Origin of the sequence: Microcystis sp. LE19-84.1B (assembly GCF_027531875.1) — a bacterium.
Lineage (GTDB): Bacteria > Cyanobacteriota > Cyanobacteriia > Cyanobacteriales > Microcystaceae > Microcystis > Microcystis panniformis.
On the sequence record NZ_JAPZSR010000136.1, the window covers coordinates 1 to 18,008 of the forward strand.

General features: G+C 42.9%; 20 protein-coding genes. 7 read left to right on the forward strand and 13 right to left on the reverse strand.

Going from position 1 to position 18,008, the window contains the following annotated elements; all coding sequences use genetic code 11:
• Nucleotides 1-136 precede the first annotated feature (136 nt).
• The 5 genes from hemF to O9324_RS08205 form a co-directional block, all read right to left on the reverse strand.
• A complete protein-coding gene (gene hemF, locus O9324_RS08185; protein WP_002765359.1) occupies nucleotides 137-1,159 on the reverse strand; it encodes an oxygen-dependent coproporphyrinogen oxidase in 1,023 nt (340 codons plus the stop codon).
• 269 nt (nucleotides 1,160-1,428) lie between these two features.
• Entirely contained in the window at nucleotides 1,429-2,217 is a 789-nt protein-coding gene (locus O9324_RS08190; protein ID WP_288139932.1) for an ion transporter, read from the reverse strand.
• 86 nt (nucleotides 2,218-2,303) lie between these two features.
• Complete coding sequence (locus O9324_RS08195) at nucleotides 2,304-3,221, reverse strand: NAD(+) kinase (protein ID WP_002765357.1); 918 nt, start codon at nucleotides 3,219-3,221, stop codon at nucleotides 2,304-2,306.
• Nucleotides 3,222-3,244: 23 nt separating this feature from the next.
• A complete protein-coding gene (locus O9324_RS08200) occupies nucleotides 3,245-4,222 on the reverse strand; it encodes an SDR family oxidoreductase (RefSeq protein WP_002765356.1) in 978 nt (325 codons plus the stop codon).
• Between the two features lie 64 nt (nucleotides 4,223-4,286).
• Nucleotides 4,287-5,174 carry a S66 peptidase family protein gene (locus O9324_RS08205; RefSeq protein ID WP_193959000.1) on the reverse strand — a complete coding sequence of 296 codons (888 nt, stop codon included), beginning with the start codon at nucleotides 5,172-5,174 and terminating at the stop codon, nucleotides 4,287-4,289.
• 40 nt (nucleotides 5,175-5,214) lie between these two features.
• Between O9324_RS08205 and O9324_RS08210 the strand changes: the two genes are divergently transcribed.
• The gene (locus O9324_RS08210) at nucleotides 5,215-6,027 is read left to right on the forward strand and encodes an Rpn family recombination-promoting nuclease/putative transposase (protein ID WP_288139933.1); all 813 of its coding nucleotides are present in this window, start codon (nucleotides 5,215-5,217) and stop codon (nucleotides 6,025-6,027) included.
• Nucleotides 6,028-6,351: 324 nt separating this feature from the next.
• Nucleotides 6,352-6,552 carry a hypothetical protein gene (locus O9324_RS08215; RefSeq protein ID WP_272076206.1) on the forward strand — a complete coding sequence of 67 codons (201 nt, stop codon included), beginning with the start codon at nucleotides 6,352-6,354 and terminating at the stop codon, nucleotides 6,550-6,552.
• A 17-nt stretch (nucleotides 6,553-6,569) separates the two neighbouring features.
• Here O9324_RS08215 and O9324_RS08220 read toward each other — a convergent pair whose 3' ends face one another.
• The 7 genes from O9324_RS08220 to trxA all read right to left on the reverse strand — a co-directional run bounded on the left by O9324_RS08220 (nucleotide 6,570) and on the right by trxA (nucleotide 10,973).
• A complete protein-coding gene (locus O9324_RS08220) occupies nucleotides 6,570-7,028 on the reverse strand; it encodes a cupin domain-containing protein (protein ID WP_002787992.1) in 459 nt (152 codons plus the stop codon).
• 48 nt (nucleotides 7,029-7,076) lie between these two features.
• A complete protein-coding gene (gene folP / locus O9324_RS08225) occupies nucleotides 7,077-7,919 on the reverse strand; it encodes a dihydropteroate synthase (protein ID WP_288139934.1) in 843 nt (280 codons plus the stop codon).
• 291 nt (nucleotides 7,920-8,210) lie between these two features.
• Nucleotides 8,211-9,008 (reverse strand): hypothetical protein, encoded by a 798-nt coding sequence (locus O9324_RS08230; RefSeq protein ID WP_287626931.1) that lies wholly within the window; start codon nucleotides 9,006-9,008, stop codon nucleotides 8,211-8,213.
• A gap of 163 nt (nucleotides 9,009-9,171) precedes the next feature.
• A complete protein-coding gene (locus O9324_RS08235; protein ID WP_002765349.1) occupies nucleotides 9,172-9,831 on the reverse strand; it encodes an ATP synthase subunit B family protein in 660 nt (219 codons plus the stop codon).
• 36 nt (nucleotides 9,832-9,867) lie between these two features.
• Nucleotides 9,868-10,341, reverse strand: a complete 474-nt coding sequence (coaD, locus tag O9324_RS08240) for a pantetheine-phosphate adenylyltransferase (protein WP_002758057.1) — start codon at nucleotides 10,339-10,341, stop codon at nucleotides 9,868-9,870.
• On the reverse strand, nucleotides 10,338-10,622 hold the full coding sequence (locus O9324_RS08245) for a DUF427 domain-containing protein (RefSeq protein ID WP_287626930.1): 285 nt from the start codon (nucleotides 10,620-10,622) through the stop codon (nucleotides 10,338-10,340). Before O9324_RS08245 ends, coaD begins: the two co-directional genes overlap by 4 nt.
• Nucleotides 10,623-10,655: 33 nt before the next feature.
• Nucleotides 10,656-10,973: a thioredoxin gene (gene trxA / locus O9324_RS08250; protein ID WP_002787985.1), complete on the reverse strand. Its 318-nt coding sequence runs from the start codon at nucleotides 10,971-10,973 to the stop codon at nucleotides 10,656-10,658.
• Between the two features lie 326 nt (nucleotides 10,974-11,299).
• On the opposite strand from trxA, the gene map reads away from it, so the two are divergent.
• From map to O9324_RS08275, 5 genes are all read left to right on the forward strand, one after another.
• On the forward strand, nucleotides 11,300-12,145 hold the full coding sequence (gene map / locus O9324_RS08255; RefSeq protein ID WP_288139935.1) for a type I methionyl aminopeptidase: 846 nt from the start codon (nucleotides 11,300-11,302) through the stop codon (nucleotides 12,143-12,145).
• A gap of 68 nt (nucleotides 12,146-12,213) precedes the next feature.
• Entirely contained in the window at nucleotides 12,214-12,615 is a 402-nt protein-coding gene (locus tag O9324_RS08260; RefSeq protein ID WP_002765346.1) for a universal stress protein, read from the forward strand.
• 437 nt (nucleotides 12,616-13,052) lie between these two features.
• On the forward strand, nucleotides 13,053-13,277 hold the full coding sequence (locus tag O9324_RS08265) for a DUF2811 domain-containing protein (protein ID WP_190357101.1): 225 nt from the start codon (nucleotides 13,053-13,055) through the stop codon (nucleotides 13,275-13,277).
• 49 nt (nucleotides 13,278-13,326) lie between these two features.
• The gene (pth, locus tag O9324_RS08270) at nucleotides 13,327-13,953 is read left to right on the forward strand and encodes an aminoacyl-tRNA hydrolase (RefSeq protein WP_287626929.1); all 627 of its coding nucleotides are present in this window, start codon (nucleotides 13,327-13,329) and stop codon (nucleotides 13,951-13,953) included.
• A 134-nt stretch (nucleotides 13,954-14,087) separates the two neighbouring features.
• Nucleotides 14,088-16,415, forward strand: coding sequence for a VPS10 domain-containing protein (locus O9324_RS08275; protein WP_288139936.1), 2,328 nt, complete (start codon nucleotides 14,088-14,090; stop codon nucleotides 16,413-16,415).
• A gap of 120 nt (nucleotides 16,416-16,535) precedes the next feature.
• On the opposite strand, the gene fumC is transcribed toward O9324_RS08275, so the two are convergent.
• Nucleotides 16,536-17,939 carry a class II fumarate hydratase gene (gene fumC / locus O9324_RS08280; RefSeq protein ID WP_287626927.1) on the reverse strand — a complete coding sequence of 468 codons (1,404 nt, stop codon included), beginning with the start codon at nucleotides 17,937-17,939 and terminating at the stop codon, nucleotides 16,536-16,538.
• Nucleotides 17,940-18,008 lie beyond the last annotated feature (69 nt).

Sequence of the window (18,008 nt, forward strand, 5' to 3'; positions counted from 1 at the left end):
GATAACTGATAACTGATAACTGATAACTGATAACTGATAACTGATAACTGATAACTGATAACTGATAACTGATAACTGATAACTGATAACTGATAACTGATAACTGATAACTGATAACTGATAACTGATAACTGATTTAACCTTGCCAATTAACCCAATCTTGGGGTTTTAGGAAGACATCATAGAGTTTTGCTTCTGGGGTGTTTGGTGCAGGTTGATAACAGTATTCCCAACGGACTAAAGGAGGTAAAGACATCAAAATTGATTCGGTACGACCGTTAGTTTGCAAACCAAAAATTGTGCCACGATCATAAACTAAATTAAATTCTACATAACGACCGCGACGATAGAGTTGAAACTGACGTTCTCTGTCACCGTATTCTGTCGAGCGCCGTTTCTGGACAATGGGAACGTAAGCGGGTAGAAAAGCCCGGCCACAGTCATTAATGAAACTAAAAATTTCTTCCCAGTTGCGCGGTTGTTGGGGAGATAATTTTTCTGAATAGATAGCGGCATCACTTTCGGCAAAAGGACCCCGATAGAGAGGGTCTAAACCGTCTTGGTAATCAAAGAAAATCCCGCCGATACCTCTGGCTTCCTGACGATGATTGAGATAAAAATATTCATCACACCAGCGTTTAAAAACGGGATAATATTCGGGATGATGTTGGTCGCAAACCTGTTTAAAAGTGCGGTGAAAATGACTAGCATCTTCTTCAAAAGCATAGTAGGGAGTTAAATCGGCACCACCGCCAAACCACCAAACTGGACCTGCTTCAAAATAGCGATAATTGAGGTGAACCGTGGGAATATAAGGATTGCGAGGATGTAAAACCATCGAGGTTCCCGTGGCGTAAAATTGATGACCGGCAGCCTCAGGCCGTTGTTTGGCAATGCTAGGAGGTAATTCTTTCCCCCAAACTTCCGAAAAATTCACCCCTGCCTGTTCAAAAATTGCCCCTTCCCGCAAAACTCGCGAACGTCCGCCGCCACCTTCGGGCCGTTGCCAACTATCTTCGATAAATTTTGCTTGTCCATCCACTTCTTCTAATCCCTGACAAATTTCATCCTGTAGGGATTTCATGAATTCACTGACGCGGCTACGGCTGTCACTGGCGGGCAAATTGGCAAGGGTGGGGGTTGTGGTGAATGCAGTCATACTCAAGGATCAAAGTTGATAACTCAGTGATTATATTACTACTGGGTGATGAAACGGCCGCTCTTCGATACTTAACTTAACATTTAGACGGATTGGGAGCAGGGAGCAGGGAGCAGGAAGTGGCAAGTGGCAAGTGGCAAGTGGCAAGTGGCAAGTGGGGAAATTGAACTAAAACCCCAAAACCCCAAAACCTAAAACCTGTCTCCTGAATACTGACTCCTGAATACTGACTCCTGAATACTGAATCCTCAATTTCGCCCGAATTAGTCTCAATCAGGTTTTTTTAAGAGTTCTGCCCCACAGTTTTTACAAAAATTGGCATCTATATCGTGACGGGGTAAACCACAATCTGGACAAGGATAATCAATTTGAGTGCCAGATTTTAATAGTTGTTTAGTCAGAGCGCTAATCTGCAAGGGAATTAACAAAACTCCCGTTAAAATCATTAAAACTGTCACCATTTTGCCCCCATCGGAAAGGGGAGTTACATCCCCAAATCCCACGGTAGTCATAGTCACAACGGCGAAGTAAAAAGCATCAAAAAATGTCCGATAGACTTGGGGATTAATTGGGTGTTCGATCTGATAAATTAAACCCGCATAAACAAAAATAATCGAGAATAGAGTTAGTAATATGCGAGTAAATACTATCTGATCGGAAGTTTTAATTTGAAAAATAGAAAGATCGGAACCAAAAAAACGAATCACTCGCAAAATTCTAAACCAGCGAAAAATTCTAAAAAACCTAATATCAAAAAAACCAAAGAATAGGGGCAGAATTGACAATAAATCTAGGATCGAAAAAATATTAAAAACAAAGCCTAGTTTTGATTCCGCACACCAAAACCGAATTAAATACTCTAGGGAAAATAAGCTTAAAATTCCCCAATCAAGCTGACGTAACCACATTTGCCAAGTGGCGGATAAGGGATAGGTTTGAGCCACATAAATCCCCAACGAGAGTAAAATTAATGCTAAGATAAGCAGATTTACCGTCAGTCCGATCGCCGTGGTGACATCCTCTAAATAAAAAGCTATTTTGGCACGAAAAGAGAGCATAAATTCAGCGATCAGTAAACAGTAACCAGTAATCAGTCAACTGAAAACTCACATCTGATAACTGATAACTGATAACTGATAACTGATTAAGGTAATTCCACCGAAGTTGGTTTAGCAATATGAGGCAAACCCCAACCCAATTTTTCTCGGAGGATGCGGAAGAATTCCGTCGATTGCAGACGAATAAAATGGACTTGGTGGGGCGATTTCTGCACATTAATTCGATCTTCTGGCAAGATATAAGAACCGCCATTACCGTCCACTACCATCACCATCCGATTAGCAGTTGCTGGGAAAATATTTACAGTTTCCTTGTCAGAAAATACCAAGGACCTGGAAGCTAAAGAATGGGGACAAATGGGAGCTAATTGTAATACCGGCACATCGGGAGTTATTACTGGGCCACCGGCACTGAGAGCATAGGCAGTAGAACCGGTAGGAGTGGAGAGAATCACCCCATCGGCAGCGATATCGACGGGTGCGTGTTCACCAATTTGAATCTCAAAATGACACATACTGGTGAGGGGTTCCCGGTGGACGACCACCTCATTGAGAGAAAGTGCCTCCCAGAGGAGGGTATCTTCGCGAAACAGTCGCACCGTGATCATCGAGCGATTTTCGAGGGTGTATTTCCCCTCTAGAACCAGTTCTAAGGCGGGTTCAAGCTGATTTAGGTAAATTTCGGTCAAAAAGCCCATGTGTCCCGTATTGACCGTTAACAGGGGCAAATTGAGGGTGGCCAACTGCCGGGCCGCCGATAGGACTGTACCATCGCCACCCAACACGATCGCAAAACTTAAATCTTGCTCGAAGTGGGGGGGGACTAACTGATCGATCGGGGTAAAACAAACGGGACGAGAGGGTTTAGAATGGCCTAGCAGACCACCGCTGCCGGTAGCCATAAACACCTGCCAACCTAGGGAAAGTAGCTGATCTTGTATCTGATGGGCTGTTTTACAAGCGATAGGCTTAATATCGTTGTAAATAATGCCGATTTTGGGCATTGACAAATTTTCCTACTGCTGGTTCACGCTTTCTTTTTGAAAGGGGTTTTCTTCTTCTTCTGAGCTTTTTGTTTCTCGAAGTCGATTTCCTTGAGCTTCTTGAGAATGCGGCTAAAGTATTCTTGTAAATAGGATTCTAAAGTAGTTGTTTGACTCGGATCAAGGCCAAATACTTGATAAACTTCTGCCATTGGGGCATCAAGAGCTTGACCACTAGCGAGAACTTCCGCAAAAGCTAGTCGGTCAGATATATTATAAGTCCATTGGAAACAACGGCTTATTCCTCGCATAAAACGCAGTAATCCCATGGGTAAACGCCAAATTTTCCCCTCTTTACCCGATAGGCGTTCGCAAACTTCGATAATTTCTTCAGCTTTCCAAGCTTTGCTGCCCACCACGGGATAGGATTGACCGACGGTTTCGGGGACTTCTAGGGCGCGAACGGCGAATTTAGCGATATCTTGCGTGTCCATGTAGGCGATCGCTGTACTTTCTCCCGTGATCCAGACGGTTTGATTATCTAACATCGGGATGGCGTATTGACCGATTAAACCCTGCATAAAGCCACAGGGACGGAGAATTGTATATTTTAAACCCGATTCTGCTAGAAATTTCTCGGTGCAGCGTTTTATCTCCATCAAAGGCACGTTGGGATATTTTTCGGCATTGAGGATCGAAAAGAAAATAAAGCGATCTACTCCGGCGGTTTTGGCCGCTTGAATCAGATTAACTTTACCATCCCAATCCACCTGTTTAATGCTGGCTGAGTCCGTCGCCCGGGCAGTAGCGGCATCGATCACCGCGTCCATTCCCTCTAAAGCAGCAATAATCGTACTTTTATCCCGTAGGGTTCCCCCGACTAATTCCGCGCCCCATTCCTTCAAAAAAGCCGCTTTTCTCTGACTGCGTACTAAACAACGCACTTGATGTCCCTGATCGATGGCATGACGCACGATCTGTCGCCCTAGGGTTCCCGTCGCACCGACAACTAATACTTTCATCTATAATTAATTTTTTGTTACATTTGTTAACACTTCTCTAAGATAGTATCAAAAAAGTGGCTCATTAGGGATAGAAAAATTCTAAGATTCCCCGATCCCCGTCCAGTTCTACCATTGTTCCCACTGGTAAAGCGGCATTATCGCCATCATGACCGAAAGGTAACTCAGCAATAACCGCAATGCCTAAATCGCCCAAACGCTCTTTTAAGACTTCCTCTACGGTTTGGCTATCACTGCCGGGGGCTGCCAGACAACGGCTAAAACGACCGAGGGCAATGGCTTTAATTTGCGAGAAAATGCCCAGCATTCGCCACTGAGTTAACATTCGATCGATCCGGTAGGGGGCCTCGGTTACGTCCTCTAGGGCTAAAATTACCCCCTCTAGGGTGGGTTGAACCGAGGTTCCGAGGAGGTGGGTGGCTACGGTTAAATTAGCTGGTAATAAGCGTCCCCGCACTTTGCCCCCACCCCAACCTTGACCGACAAGAGGGGCTAAAGGACGACCTTCCAGAAGAGAAAAGAGGCGATCAATTGATTGGGGACTTTCTTGGGCTAAGGTGGTTAAAACTGGCCCGTGAACGCTACAAATGCCCTGTTTCGCTAAACTCCATAAAATCCCCGTCACGTCGGAAAAACCGATTAACCATTTCGGGTTAGTTTTTGCCCATGTCCAATTTTCTAAGAGGCGAGCGCTACCGTAACCCCCCCTAGCACAGAGAATTGCTTGACAATCGGCATCTTGCCATGTTTGGGCTAAAGCTTGACGACGTTGCTCGTCGCTACCGGCGAGATAACCGAGACGATTAGCCCAATTCTCGCTAAATTCCACTTGATAACCCCTCGATCGCCAGATTTCTACGCCTTTTTCGAGGGCGGCTAATTCCTTGACCGCGCCACTGGTGGCCACCAGAGAAACTTTAGCACCGGGTTGCAGAAATGATGGGATGATCATAGGCAGATTAAGCTGAAATTACAGGTAATTTTGTGACAGCATGAAAACTGACAGCATATTCTATCGAATGTTTCTCGATTTTCCCGATTCGTTCTTTGAATTAATTGAGCGACCCGATGCTAGGGTTAGCAATTATCGATTTACTTCCCAAGAAGTCAAACAACTAGCTTTTCGATTAGATGGTTTATTTTTGCCGCTCGATCATCTAGAAAATTCACCCTTTTATCTGGTAGAAGTGCAGTTTCAAAAGGATGAAGACCTATATTATCGATTATTTTCGGAACTTTTCCTGTATCTTAGACAGTATAAACCTTTATCACCCTGGCAGATAGTTGTTATTTATCCTAGTCGAGAAATTGAGCGAGAACATCCCCAGCAATTTGCCGATTTTTTATCCCTAGCAAGGGTTAAAAGAATCTATCTGGATGAATTGCCAAATGACGAGACTCCTTCCTTGGCGATCGCCATAATCAAATTGGTTACGGAAAGTGAGAGTCAAGCTGTTAATTCTGCTAAGATTTTAATTAAACAGGCTCAAAGAGAAGTGAGCGATCGCTTAGTGCAGAGAAATGTCATTGATTTAATCGAAACGATAATCATTTATAAGTTACCCCAAAAAAGTCGAGAGGAAATTGAAGCTATGTTGGAACTACAAGACCTAAAACAAACTCGTTTCTATCAAGAAGCTTTTGGAGATGGAATTGAACAGGGAATTGAACAGGGAATAAACTTGCAAAAATTGAAAACAATTCCTCTACTGCAAGACCTCGGTTTAACCCCACAACAAATCTCAGAACGCTTAGACTTAACTCTAGACACAGTGCTTAACTATTTGGCACAACAGCAACAATAATCAATCCTGTTTCAACAGTCTAGAAAAACAGTAATTGCTAAGTAGTGGACAAATGGATAGTAACGAATCAGTGACCTTTAACCTATCAGTGATAAATCGATGAATAACGACTTATTGACTTTTCTCTTTGGTGTTACCCTTCTCATTCTCTATCTAGTTTTTTCAGCTTTAACCGAGATGGGAACAAAATGGCCTTGGACAAAAAAATAAGACAAATACTTATAGATGTGAATAAACATAAAATCGCATCAAGGATTCGGTGATTGGCAAGATTCTAGAGATTTGCTATCTAAACAATTAACTCGATCGCTCTACTGATAAAATATGAAACTAATCGCTGATATTTCTCCGAGCTTAGATTTATTCTTGTTGCTTTTTTTCTGGCATTGTCTCATCGGTGCCATTGCTACAATCATCGCTATCAATAAAGGCTATCCAAGATTAAATTGGCTAATCTTCGGACTTCTGGGAGGAACCTTTACCTTTTTTATCGCTCTTTTCCTGAAAAAAAAGCCTAAAATTTAAGGGATGATATTGCTTGATTATCCTTTAATAGTTCCCATCAACACCTCTAAATCTTCTGCGTCTAACTCCTCTGGGATACCATTGCGAATTAATTCCGAAAAATCCTCATTGGGAACCATAAAACATAGTGCATAAAGTCTTCCGTCCCCCACATTTCTAATCTCGTGAATACCCGTGGGACGGACTAATAAACTATCCCCCGGCCCCAGGGGAATCGCTTTACCATCACAGATAGCCATTCCCTCCCCTTTGAGGATAAAAAACATTTCTACGGCAAAATGATGACGATGGGTAGGGGTGCGACCGTGGGGATCGAAAATTTCCACACAGACGGTCAAGGAATCCCCCGCTACGGTAGAATCGAAGACGATCGCTAAACGATTCGTATCCCCAGCGCTAATGCGAAAAACTTGATAATCCCGGGGAGATCGAATCACGGGTAACATACAATGATCGCTGGTTAGTTGGCTATTCATCGCTAATTTCGATCGAACTGTGGATGATTCTAAGACTAGCAAAAATTTTCAACTTCGCTCGATTGCGTCCACCACTTTCCTCACATCTACGATCGCAGCCACATCATGGACGCGCAGGATATCGGCCCCCTTAGCGATCGCTATAGCACAGGCCGCCGCCGTTCCGAAAACTCGTTCTTTTGGGTCATCTTTGCCTGTAATCTCGCCGATAAAGCGTTTTCTCGACAACCCAATTAAAATAGGTAAATCTAAATCCCGAAATTGCCCTAATTCTCGCAATAATTCAAGATTTTGTCTCCCAGTTTTGGCGAAACCAATCCCCGGATCGATGATAATATTTTCCCTAGCAATACCCCACTGTAAAGCTTCCTTAACGCGATCCTGTAAAAATTCTTTAATTTCCTTGACTAAATTATCGTAATGTGTTAGGGATTGCATGGTTTGCGGATTGCCCCGCAGGTGCATGAGGATGATGGGAACGGCCAATTTAGCGAGCGTCGGCAATAATAGGCGATCGAAGGTTCCCCCAGAAATATCATTGATCAAATCGGCCCCGGCGGCGATACCTTGGGCTGCTACAATCGCCCTAGTGGTATCTAGAGAGATAGGAATAGAACTTTGTTGTCGAATAGCGGTGATTACGGGGATAACTCGCGATAATTCTGCTTCTAGGCTAATTTCTTGCGCTCCCGGACGGCTGGATTGACCACCGATATCGATTATATCAGCCCCAGCCTCGATCATTTTCATCGCTTGTAGCAGGGCATTTTCAACATTGTCAAATTCTCCCCCATCACTAAAACTATCGGGAGTAACGTTTAAAACACCCATGATATAGGTGCGTTTTCCCCAAGCAAAAATATGTTCACGAATTGCCGTTAAATTAGACATAATAATAGACCTCTTGTAAAAATCAAAAATTGTTGTTAGGAGTCAGTAGTCAGTAGTCAGTAGAATTAAGAATGAATAATAATCAATTAAATGGTCTATTTACATATTTTATGCAATTTAATCCTTACTTTTGCCGTTTTTGAACCTTGACAAATTAATTATGCAAGAGGTTTAATAAATCCTGTAACTGATAACTGATAACTGATTACTGATAACTGATAACTGATAACTGATAACTGATAACTGATAACTGATAACTGATTACTGATAACTGATAACTGACGGTCATAGTTAATTTTTAGGTAGGGAAGAATCTTTTAATTGAAAATAAGCTTGTACTTCTTCTTTCCAGAGTTGATATTTTTCTTGAATTAGTTGATATTGACTGGCAAAATCGAGGGGCCAATCAACGAGATTGCTATCGATATCGGATTGCACTAATTCCCGTTCGATTAGGGTTTCTCGGATAAATTTTAAACATTCTTGTCTCAAAGCTTCCGCTTGCTCAATAATTAGCTGGACTTGATTAATTGCTCGATCGTACAATGGGGTTTGTGAATGAAAAATTTCGGAAGATGCGGCCAGATTTCGCAGTCTATGTAATTGATTTTTCTTTTCTACTAAACTAGCAATTTTCGGGTTAATTTCAAAAAGCAAGGTTTTCACCAGAGGAGCCAAGCGGCGAGTGTTAGTATAATCGTAGTTATTAAGATCTGATTTAATCAAGTGTACCTGTTGTAAATCGACGGTAATATCGTGGAATTGTATCTCGGTTTCGGTGATGGTGGGATGAATCGTTTTAACTTTCCAAGTAGTAATAGAAGTCAACTGCTGGCGATCACTATTAACCATTTGCCGCTCCATTTTCAGCACATCGAGGGGAATGCTATAAAGTTTTTTCTCAGGAATATAGATGACATCGCTACCGAGAATGCGATCAATTTTTGGACGACGATATAAATAATGATACAGGAATCGATAAAAGCTTTTACTGCCTTGAAATATCTGGACAAATAACCAAATTTTCCAGCTGAATAACCCGCTGAGAAAGCGTCCGAATAGATGGGAATTCGAGGAGGAGTTATTCATGAAATTCCGTTATCAGTTATCGGTGAGGAATCGGAGGTTTGGTTCTTTTCAGCGATCGGTAAATAGTAAACAGTAATCAGGGATAAAGATAAAGATAACTAACTAATTAACTTAAAACTTACATCTGATAACTGATCACTGATAACTGATCACTGATAACTGATTAAGGACGTTCTCCGGGTAGATTTTTTGACGAGGTTGGTTTCGATCTTACCTGTTGACGACCGTTGCGAATAACTTGTAACATTTCCCCTAATTCTCGATCGAGATGTTCTAAAACCGCTTCGGCATAGTCGTCAGCGCCTTTTTGAATTTCATGACATTCAGCTTGGGTTTTTTGTCGTAACTGTTGCACTTCCTGCAAGGTGCTGTGACGCATCTGTTCGATTTCATCGAGGGTTTGTTGTTGCAAGGATTCGCATTCCTGCTGAACCCGTTGACGAATTTGGGCCGCTTGCCGTTCTGCTTGTTGAATAATACCGGACTCATCGAGAATTTGGGCGGCTCTTTGTTGAGCGGAACGAAGGACTTGTTGAGCGTATTCCTCCGCTTTAGTGATAATTTCCTGTTCTTCCTGCAAAATTGCTAAAGCTTTCTGTACTGCTGGTGGCACGGTTTCATAGATGAGATCGATCTGTTCGGAAATCTGTCCCTCATCGATCATTGTCCAACGGGTGAGGGGGATGTGGAAACTATCAAAAATCATCTCTTGCAGACGCGCCAGATCCTGATAGATATCGAAATCGACGGGTGGACTGGGAACCCCACTATTAGAAGTGTTAGGTACTGCTTTTCTGGGATCATTAGGTTCTCGGCGCGCCATAGGTTCAGATCGTCCTCATTACTGTATTTTAGTATGTTAGCTATAGTATGAGTAAATATCCCTAGAAACGTTTTCTGGGACTAGATGGGTGACAGAGCCACCGAATTGAGCGATTTCTTTAACCACGCTACTGCTTAAAAAACTATATTCTTTAGTGGTGGCTAAAAAAACCGTTTCGATTCCTTCCCAGAGAGTTTTATTGGTGTGTGCCATTTGCAGTTCTTTTTCAAAGTCTGAGAGAACCCGCAACCCCCGCAACAGCACCTTAGCACCTTTTAATCTGGCATATTCAACCGTCAATCCTGAAAAACTGTCTATCTCAACGTTTTTCAGGTGTTTTGTACAGTAACTGATCTGTTCTATGCGTTTTTCGACGGTAAACAGGGGGTTTTTATGGGGATTGCAGAGAACTGCCACGATTACTCGCTCGAATAGTGGCACACTGCGTTCGATAATATCTAAATGACCGAGTGTAACTGGATCGAAGCTGCCGGGGTAGATGGCGATCATTTCTCAACCTGCACACCTCGCCAAAAAGCGATATATCCTTTAATATTTTGGGCTTTTGGTTTAGGATCGGGATAATACCAAGCGGCATCTTTATTGTCCTGTCCATCTATCCTGAGAGTATAATAACTAGCCTCTCCTTTCCAAGAACAAATGGTATGGGTGTTACTGGGTTGAAAATATTCAGCTTTGATGGTATCGGGGGGAAAATAGTAGTTTCCCTCGACAATTTCGCAGTTATCGCTTTCCGCTACCACTGCACCATTCCAAATCGCCTTTGCCATGACACTAACTCCTAGTTCTGGTTCAAAATTATCTTACAACAGAGTTTGTAAATGTTGAACCAGTTGGTTAACCTGCATCACTCCCTCGATTCGATCGATCGGTTGACCATTTTTAAAGACTACTAAAGTCGGTAAGGCTTGAATACCGTACTTAGTGGCTAAATTGGGATATTTGTCTGTATCAATTTTGACAATTTGTAGGCGATTTTTGAAATACATTCCCGTTTGTTCTAGAATCGGAGCCATCATTTGACAAGGACCGCACCAAGTGGCATAGAAATCCACTAACACGGGGAGATTAGTGGTTTGCAACAGTTCCTGAAAACTGGAAAACTCTTTTTTGACTGCCATAAATTGTCACCTCGCCAGAAAAATAGCCTTTTCCCTACTATAGCTTTTCTAAATGTCCCTTAGCTCTCCTGCAAAAGTAAGTTCTCGATGTGCTATCGGCTCAAAATATCTTAAAACTCAGATAAATTTGCGATAATTTTCGGTTTTATGGCTAGTATAGTTGTCTCTTGTCTTTTTTATCCTCATCTCCCCACTCCCTACCTCCCCATTTCCTGTCTCGGAGTCTCCTATCTCCTCACCTAAGGGAAGATTTTTGATTTCTCCAGAGCAGTCATCGATCGCCGGGAAAATGCTAAGTTAAGTAAAGACTCGACAGCCAACTTTCCATGAACATCCTAACCAAGCTGCTTTTTCCCGAAACTAAAACCCCAGAGCAAGTAGGTTCACCGCGAGTACAGAAAAGCCGCCGGGGAATCGAGACCAAATCCGCCGCAGAAATCGTTATTATGCGACAAGCGGGTAAAATTGCCGCTACAGTCCTCAAGGAAATTGCCGAGATCGCTCAACCCGGGATGACGACGGCGGATCTGGATGTCTATGCGGAAAAACGTATCCGCGCAATGGGTGCTACTCCCAGTTTTAAAGGTTATTATGGCTTTCCTGCCTCGATTTGTGCCTCCGTCGATAACGAAGTCGTTCACGGTATCCCTAGCCCGAAAAAACGCCTCAAAGCCGGTTCTGTGTTAAAGGTAGATACGGGGGCCTACTACCAAGGTTATCATGGGGATTCCTGTATCACGATCGCTATCGGTTCCGTCTCTCCCAAAGCCAAGAAATTAATCCGCGTAGCGGAAGAAGCTTTATATAAAGGCATAAATCAGGTAAAAGCTGGCAATTATCTGCTCGATATTGCAGGAGCGATCGAAGATCACGTTCAAGCTAACGGTTTCCAGGTTGTAGAAGATTTTACCGGTCATGGAGTCGGCAGAAATCTCCACGAAGAACCCTCGGTATTTAATTTTCGCACTAATGAGTTACCCAATGTCAAACTCCGCGCCGGGATGACTCTGGCAATTGAACCAATTGTCAATGGGGGATCTAAACATACCAGAACTTTACGCGATCGTTGGACGGTGGTGACGATGGATAATGCTCTCTCCGCTCAATTTGAGCATACTGTCCTAGTAACCGCCACAGGTTACGAAATCTTAACCGATCGCAATAACCTATAAAATTGTCTATAGATTTTTTGCTCCGGAATCTTAATTGAAAATTTATTTAGTGGCAGGATTTAGTCAAAATGTTTAAAAATATCGTTGTTGCCTTGGATTGTGGGGAATCATCCCATCGAGTCCTCCATGCTTTGAATTCCCTTTCTCTAACGGCAAATTCTTGCATTATACTCACCCATATTCTCAGTAAGGAGGGAGACGAATCGGCAGTGGATCGCCCTCACCCCTCCCGTGAGATCATTGAAGATCAATTGCGCTGCTATCAATCCCAGATTGCTACCCCTAGTGAAATCGAAGTCATCTTTGGCGATCCAGCGGAGGAAATTATTCGTTTAGCGAATATCTATCAAGCTGATCTGATCGTGATCGGCAGCCGGGGATTAACGGGAGTTCAACGGGTGATCGAAGATTCTGTTAGTAGTCTCGTGGTGGCAGAAGCTACCTGTTCCGTATTGGTGGTAAAAGCATAGCAGCCAGCATTCAGCTAGAAAAGGTACTCTGGCAAGAGTGCCTAAGTAGTCTTGAGCATCACTACGGATTAAAATTTGCAAATCTTATTTTTCCCCGATGTTTTCCCCCATACATTCCCCAGTCTTTCCCCACTCACTCGCCAGTTTTCCACAGTTTACCCAGACTTTTCCACAGGCAACAGCGATATAATCGGCACTTGCTTCCAGAAAAAATTAATCTTGATTGTCAAAATCCCCATCGATAGATACTGAGTTACTGTTAAGTTAAGTAAATAAAATCTAGCTCTAACCCTTATTCCCTCGTAAATATTAAGTTTTTCTAAAGCATTCCTTTACATCTGGTAATATTGCAAGTCCCTCCAACTTGGCTCACAATAGTCCTTACTGTCCACTGCACCAGTCAGGGATTTCCCCACTTCCGATCAGAGGTAAACGATATGAATACATCAGTCAGTATCTTGGCAGAAATCCCCGAAATCCTCCACCAATCCCTACAACAATACCTAGAAACTCACCCTGGTTGGGATCAAGATGGTGTGTTTACGGCGGCTCTCTCATTTTTTCTGCTTAATTGTCAATCCCCCGAAAGGATGAATTTTGAGGAGCAAAATAGCTGTGCCAAGGTTTATCTAGAAACTTTGTTCCGGCGCTCGGAGTGCTAATTCGGTGATAATAAGAATCGGGTCCTGGTTAAAAACCCGATTTTCCCCTATGAATTCCGATAAAACCCCTAATTTAATTATTCCTCAGCTAATTATCGGTTTGGGTAATCCCGAACCCAAATATGATCGCACCCGTCATAATATCGGTTTTGAAGCTGTGGACTCATTAGCGCGGGATTGGGGGTTATCTTGGCAGGAAAACAAGCGATTTCAAGGTTTTATCGCCGAGGGTGACGGTCCTCTCCCGGGCAAAATTCGTCTTTTGAAACCCCAAACCTATATGAATCGCTCCGGGCAATCGGTGCGAGCGGTGCTGGACTGGTATAAACTAGCTCCAGAGTCGATTTTAGTTATTTACGATGATATGGATCTGCCCCTAGGCCGGTTGAGAATCCGTCTATCGGGATCGGCGGGCGGACACAACGGTATTAAATCGATGATTGCCCACGTTGGCACGGAAAACTTCGCTCGTTTACGCATAGGAATCGGTAAATCAACCGAAAAAGCGACTATTTCCCACGTTTTAGGCCGATTCACCCCCCAAGAAAACGAAGTAATCTTGAAAGTGTTAGACTTGTCCAGAAAAGCGATCGAACTTGGTCTCAAACAAGGGTTACAAAAGGCAATGAGTCTCTACAATAATCAAAGTGTAGAGATTGGCTCTAATCTATGCTGATAGCAAATAAGCCTGATTTTAGTAATGGTTATAATCGCCATTTTCGTCTATACTCTTACAGAACCCTTGCTTAAATTTTGATCGCCCTTTGCTAGATTAGGTCAATTTTTATCCTCGATATTAGCAGTTTAAGTATGATTAATCGCCAAAGTTTGCTGAGATTCGCCCATAAGTTTAATCTCATTTTATTGATAATCGCTACAGTTTTTTGTCTTTGGGGTAATCCCGCTTTTGCCCATCGTCCCCATGATGTGATTAGTCAAGTGGAAGTTTCTCCTGATTTCCAGACAGATAATACAGTATATATCTTGGTGCGAAATAACTTTTATAAATCTAGCGACGGAGGTAGCAACTGGACAAGATTAATTCAAGGTTTAGATTATACGGGGGAATTAAGTTCCTTATCCCTATCTCCCCTCAATAAAAATATTCTCTATCTAGCTTCAAGATCCAATGGTATTTATAAAAGTGAAGATGCGGGGGAATCTTGGCAGAAAGTTAATCAGGGTTTAGAAACTAACTTTATTAACTTCGTACAAATTGCCCCTTCCGATGCCAATATAGCAGCGGCAGTGGGATTAGAAAAAGGGGTTTATTTAACCGAAGATGGCGGTAAAAATTGGTCAAATATTTTCCCCACCACGGCACTGATAACCTTTCTCGCTATTACTCCCAACAATCCTAATCGCATTTTTTTCGGGGATGAACAGGGTAAATTATACACTTCCTCCGATGGGGGGAAAACTTGGCAGAATCTCCCCTTACCCGCTAATGTGGGGGCAGTAGATACAATTGCTTTTTCTCCTAATCTAGACAGGGATAAAACCTTTTTTGTCGGTACAAAAGAAGCAGGTATTTTTAAAACCGTTGATGATGGTAAAACCTTCCAAGCTGTTAACGAAGGAATTAAGGATAAAATCATCGAAGACATCGTTATTTCTCCCGACTATGCCCAAAACTCGACCCTTTATGCCATTACTTGGTATGAGGGAATGTATGTTTCTCAGGATGGGGGCAAAAGTTGGACAAAAATGAGCGAGGGTTTAACCAAAGATAAACAGGCTGATGATTATAAAGTTCCCCACTTTATGGATTTAAAAATAGTTCAAGACACGATGTTTTTAGGGGGATTTAATGGCTTATTTAAAACCACGGATAGGGGCAAACAATGGCAGGAAATAGAAACTTTAGCCCGGGGAACAGTTATCGCCATGGCGGTTTCTCCTAATTATGCCCAGGATGGTACTGTCGTCATTGCTAATTATGTAGGCAATATCTTCATCAGTCGCGATCAAGGGGAAACTTGGACACCAATTAATCGCGGTTTAGAGGTTTATCGACTTGGTAAAGATCCCGAAGAATCAGGACAAGATCCCCGGCGTTTCTTTGACATTGCCTTTTCTCCTAACTATGGAAAAGATCGAACTATTTTTGCTGGGTTTTTACGCAATAGATTTGCCAAATCCGATAACGGTGGTGATTTATGGAAAATTATCGAAATTGATCAGGGAGTCCGCGGTCCGAGAATAGTTCCTTCTCCAGATTTTGCCAAGGATAAAACTCTCTTTCTCACCAATCAGCAGGGGAGAATATTTCGTTCTACTGATGGAGGAAATACGGTTAAAAATATCAGTGAAGTGGGCAGAATTTCCGGTAATTATGCCCCTGCTATGGTAGCTTCCCCCGATTTTGCTAAGGATAAAACTTTGTTTGTCACGGGAAAAGAGGGTATTTATCAAAGTGTTGATGGTGGACTAACTTGGAAAAATGTCACCCAAGGAACACCCCTATCAAAAACCGCTAATGTGCAGTTGGCAATGTCTCCCAATTATCCCAAGGATGGAACTATTTTTGCTGGGACAATTTCTGGTTTGTTTGTCAGCAAAGATGGGGCTAAAAGTTGGACAAAATTAGAGAAACCGGGGTTTAATCCGCAAGCATCAGTAGAAACCATTGCTATCTCTCCTGATTATGCTAATGATCGCACGGTAATGGTTAGTTTACAGGGAGATGGTTTGTTTAAATCTACCGATGGCGGGGAAACTTTTAAGCTAATTGGTGATCCTAAAATCCCCCTAGTGAAAATTCATAGTATCCCTTCCTCTGGTATCTCCGTCCGATTTTCTCCTAATTACGCTCAAGATAAAACTTTATTCGGTTTTGGTGGTGCTAAAACTACAGTTTTTCGTTCCACCGATGGGGGAGAAACTTGGACAAGTGTAACTATTCCTCCTCACGCAGAAGAAAATACACCCCGCTATAAAATCGGTGAGTTTTTCTCTGGTCCCCTTGGCACAATCTTGCGCTTAGTTATCCCGATTCTCCTGGCAATCGTCGCTTATTTTCTGGTGGGTTTCCTGAAACTGGAGAAAATTATTAATCTTCCTAAACCATTCTTCCGCATGGCAGGGGCATTTATGATTTTTCTGTTTGTTTTCTTTGTTATCATCACCCAAGTTTAGGAGAAATTTTTCCCGGCGGGGCTTGACAAATCCCGCCGCTTGCCATATACTTGTATGTATAATGGGAATCCGTGCCTGCCTGCGACCTCTGATTTTTGCGGCAGTTATCCCTTGAGAGAATTAACCATCGGCAACGTAGGGATTAACCATCTTAGCGGGGTCAACAATGCGATCAAAATCCGCTGCCTCGATGTATCCTAGTTGCAAGGCTGCCACTTTCAGGGTTAAATCCTTTTCTAGGGCATAATGAGCGACGTAGGCAGCCTTTTGGTAGCCAATCACGGGACTTAAAGCAGTCACCAGCATCAAGGATTGATTTAAAAAAGTCTCAATTTGTTTTTGATTAGCAGTCATCCCCTTAACCAAAAACTGACAGAAATTAGCGCAACCATCAGTGAGCAAACGGATAGACTGCATGAGATTATGAATCAACAGCGGTTTATAGACATTCATCTCCAGATGTCCTCCGGCACCTCCCATCGTCACCGCTAAATCATTAGCCATCACCTGCACTGCTATCATCGATAAAGCTTCGCATTGGGTGGGATTAACTTTCCCCGGCATAATTGAAGAACCCGGTTCATTTTCCGGCAGCTGTAATTCTCCGATTCCACAACGGGGACCACAGCTAAGTAAACGGATATCATTAGCAATTTTATACAGGGAACTAGCGATAGTTTTCAGTCCCCCGCTCAAGAAAACCAGAGCATCGTGGGAACCTTGCACGGTAAACTTATTAGGAGCGGTAATAAAGGGTAATTTGGTCAGATTAGCGATTTCGGCAGCCACATCTCGATCAAAATCCGGGGGAGCATTAATTCCCGTACCCACTGCTGTTCCTCCCAAGGATAAACGATAGACTTTTTCTAGACATTTTTCTAGCCAATCGCTGCCATCATCTAATAAACCTACATAACCGGAGAACTCTTGTCCGAGGGTTAAAGGGGTGGCATCCTGTAGGTGAGTGCGACCAATTTTAACTATATTTGCCCATAATTGCGCCTTTTCATCGAGACTATTCCGTAATAGTTGCAGACTGGGAATTAATTTTTCCTTGACTGCCAAGGCAACGGCAATATACATGGCCGAGGGAAAGGAATCATTAGTCGATTGGGACATATTAACATGATCGTTGGGATCGACGGGAGTTTTGCTACCCAGAGGATTCCCCGTCAGTTGACTGCAACGATTGGAGATGACTTCGTTGATGTTCATGTTAAATTGAGTGCCACTTCCCGTCATCCAAACATAGAGGGGAAAGTTATCTGCGTGTTGTCCGGCTAAAATTTCATCGCAGACTTGACAGATTAGGTTTTTTCTCTCCTGACTGAGACGATTTTTTTGCTGATTGACAATTGCACAGGCTTTTTTGAGAATGGCATAGGACCGGATCATCTCCCGGGGCATGAGATTATCACCGATACTAAAGTATTGTAGGGATCTTTGGGTCTGCGCTCCCCAAAGTTTATCGGCAGGTACGGGAATTTCTCCCATGCTGTCTTTCTCGATGCGAAATTCTGTCATCTTTAAGTTACTTCTGCATCTGGCCTGAAAAGAGAGGGTCTCCAGGACGACACGGATTCCCATTATAAG

Coding starts and splice junctions, on each gene's coding strand:
- coaD (WP_002758057.1), bottom strand. CDS start 10,341: ATGATCGCCATCTACCCCGGCAGCTTCGATCCAGTTACACTCGGTCAT.
- O9324_RS08235 (WP_002765349.1), bottom strand. CDS start 9,831: ATGGCGCGCCGAGAACCTAATGATCCCAGAAAAGCAGTACCTAACACT.
- O9324_RS08260 (WP_002765346.1), top strand. CDS start 12,214: ATGTTTAAAAATATCGTTGTTGCCTTGGATTGTGGGGAATCATCCCAT.
- O9324_RS08245 (WP_287626930.1), bottom strand. CDS start 10,622: ATGGCAAAGGCGATTTGGAATGGTGCAGTGGTAGCGGAAAGCGATAAC.
- O9324_RS08230 (WP_287626931.1), bottom strand. CDS start 9,008: ATGAATAACTCCTCCTCGAATTCCCATCTATTCGGACGCTTTCTCAGC.
- map (WP_288139935.1), top strand. CDS start 11,300: ATGAACATCCTAACCAAGCTGCTTTTTCCCGAAACTAAAACCCCAGAG.
- O9324_RS08190 (WP_288139932.1), bottom strand. CDS start 2,217: ATGCTCTCTTTTCGTGCCAAAATAGCTTTTTATTTAGAGGATGTCACC.
- O9324_RS08210 (WP_288139933.1), top strand. CDS start 5,215: ATGAAAACTGACAGCATATTCTATCGAATGTTTCTCGATTTTCCCGAT.
- O9324_RS08265 (WP_190357101.1), top strand. CDS start 13,053: ATGAATACATCAGTCAGTATCTTGGCAGAAATCCCCGAAATCCTCCAC.
- O9324_RS08215 (WP_272076206.1), top strand. CDS start 6,352: ATGAAACTAATCGCTGATATTTCTCCGAGCTTAGATTTATTCTTGTTG.
- O9324_RS08195 (WP_002765357.1), bottom strand. CDS start 3,221: ATGCCCAAAATCGGCATTATTTACAACGATATTAAGCCTATCGCTTGT.
- O9324_RS08220 (WP_002787992.1), bottom strand. CDS start 7,028: ATGAATAGCCAACTAACCAGCGATCATTGTATGTTACCCGTGATTCGA.
- pth (WP_287626929.1), top strand. CDS start 13,327: ATGAATTCCGATAAAACCCCTAATTTAATTATTCCTCAGCTAATTATC.
- trxA (WP_002787985.1), bottom strand. CDS start 10,973: ATGGCAGTCAAAAAAGAGTTTTCCAGTTTTCAGGAACTGTTGCAAACC.
- folP (WP_288139934.1), bottom strand. CDS start 7,919: ATGTCTAATTTAACGGCAATTCGTGAACATATTTTTGCTTGGGGAAAA.
- O9324_RS08275 (WP_288139936.1), top strand. CDS start 14,088: ATGATTAATCGCCAAAGTTTGCTGAGATTCGCCCATAAGTTTAATCTC.
- O9324_RS08205 (WP_193959000.1), bottom strand. CDS start 5,174: ATGATCATCCCATCATTTCTGCAACCCGGTGCTAAAGTTTCTCTGGTG.
- O9324_RS08200 (WP_002765356.1), bottom strand. CDS start 4,222: ATGAAAGTATTAGTTGTCGGTGCGACGGGAACCCTAGGGCGACAGATC.
- hemF (WP_002765359.1), bottom strand. CDS start 1,159: ATGACTGCATTCACCACAACCCCCACCCTTGCCAATTTGCCCGCCAGT.
- fumC (WP_287626927.1), bottom strand. CDS start 17,939: ATGACAGAATTTCGCATCGAGAAAGACAGCATGGGAGAAATTCCCGTA.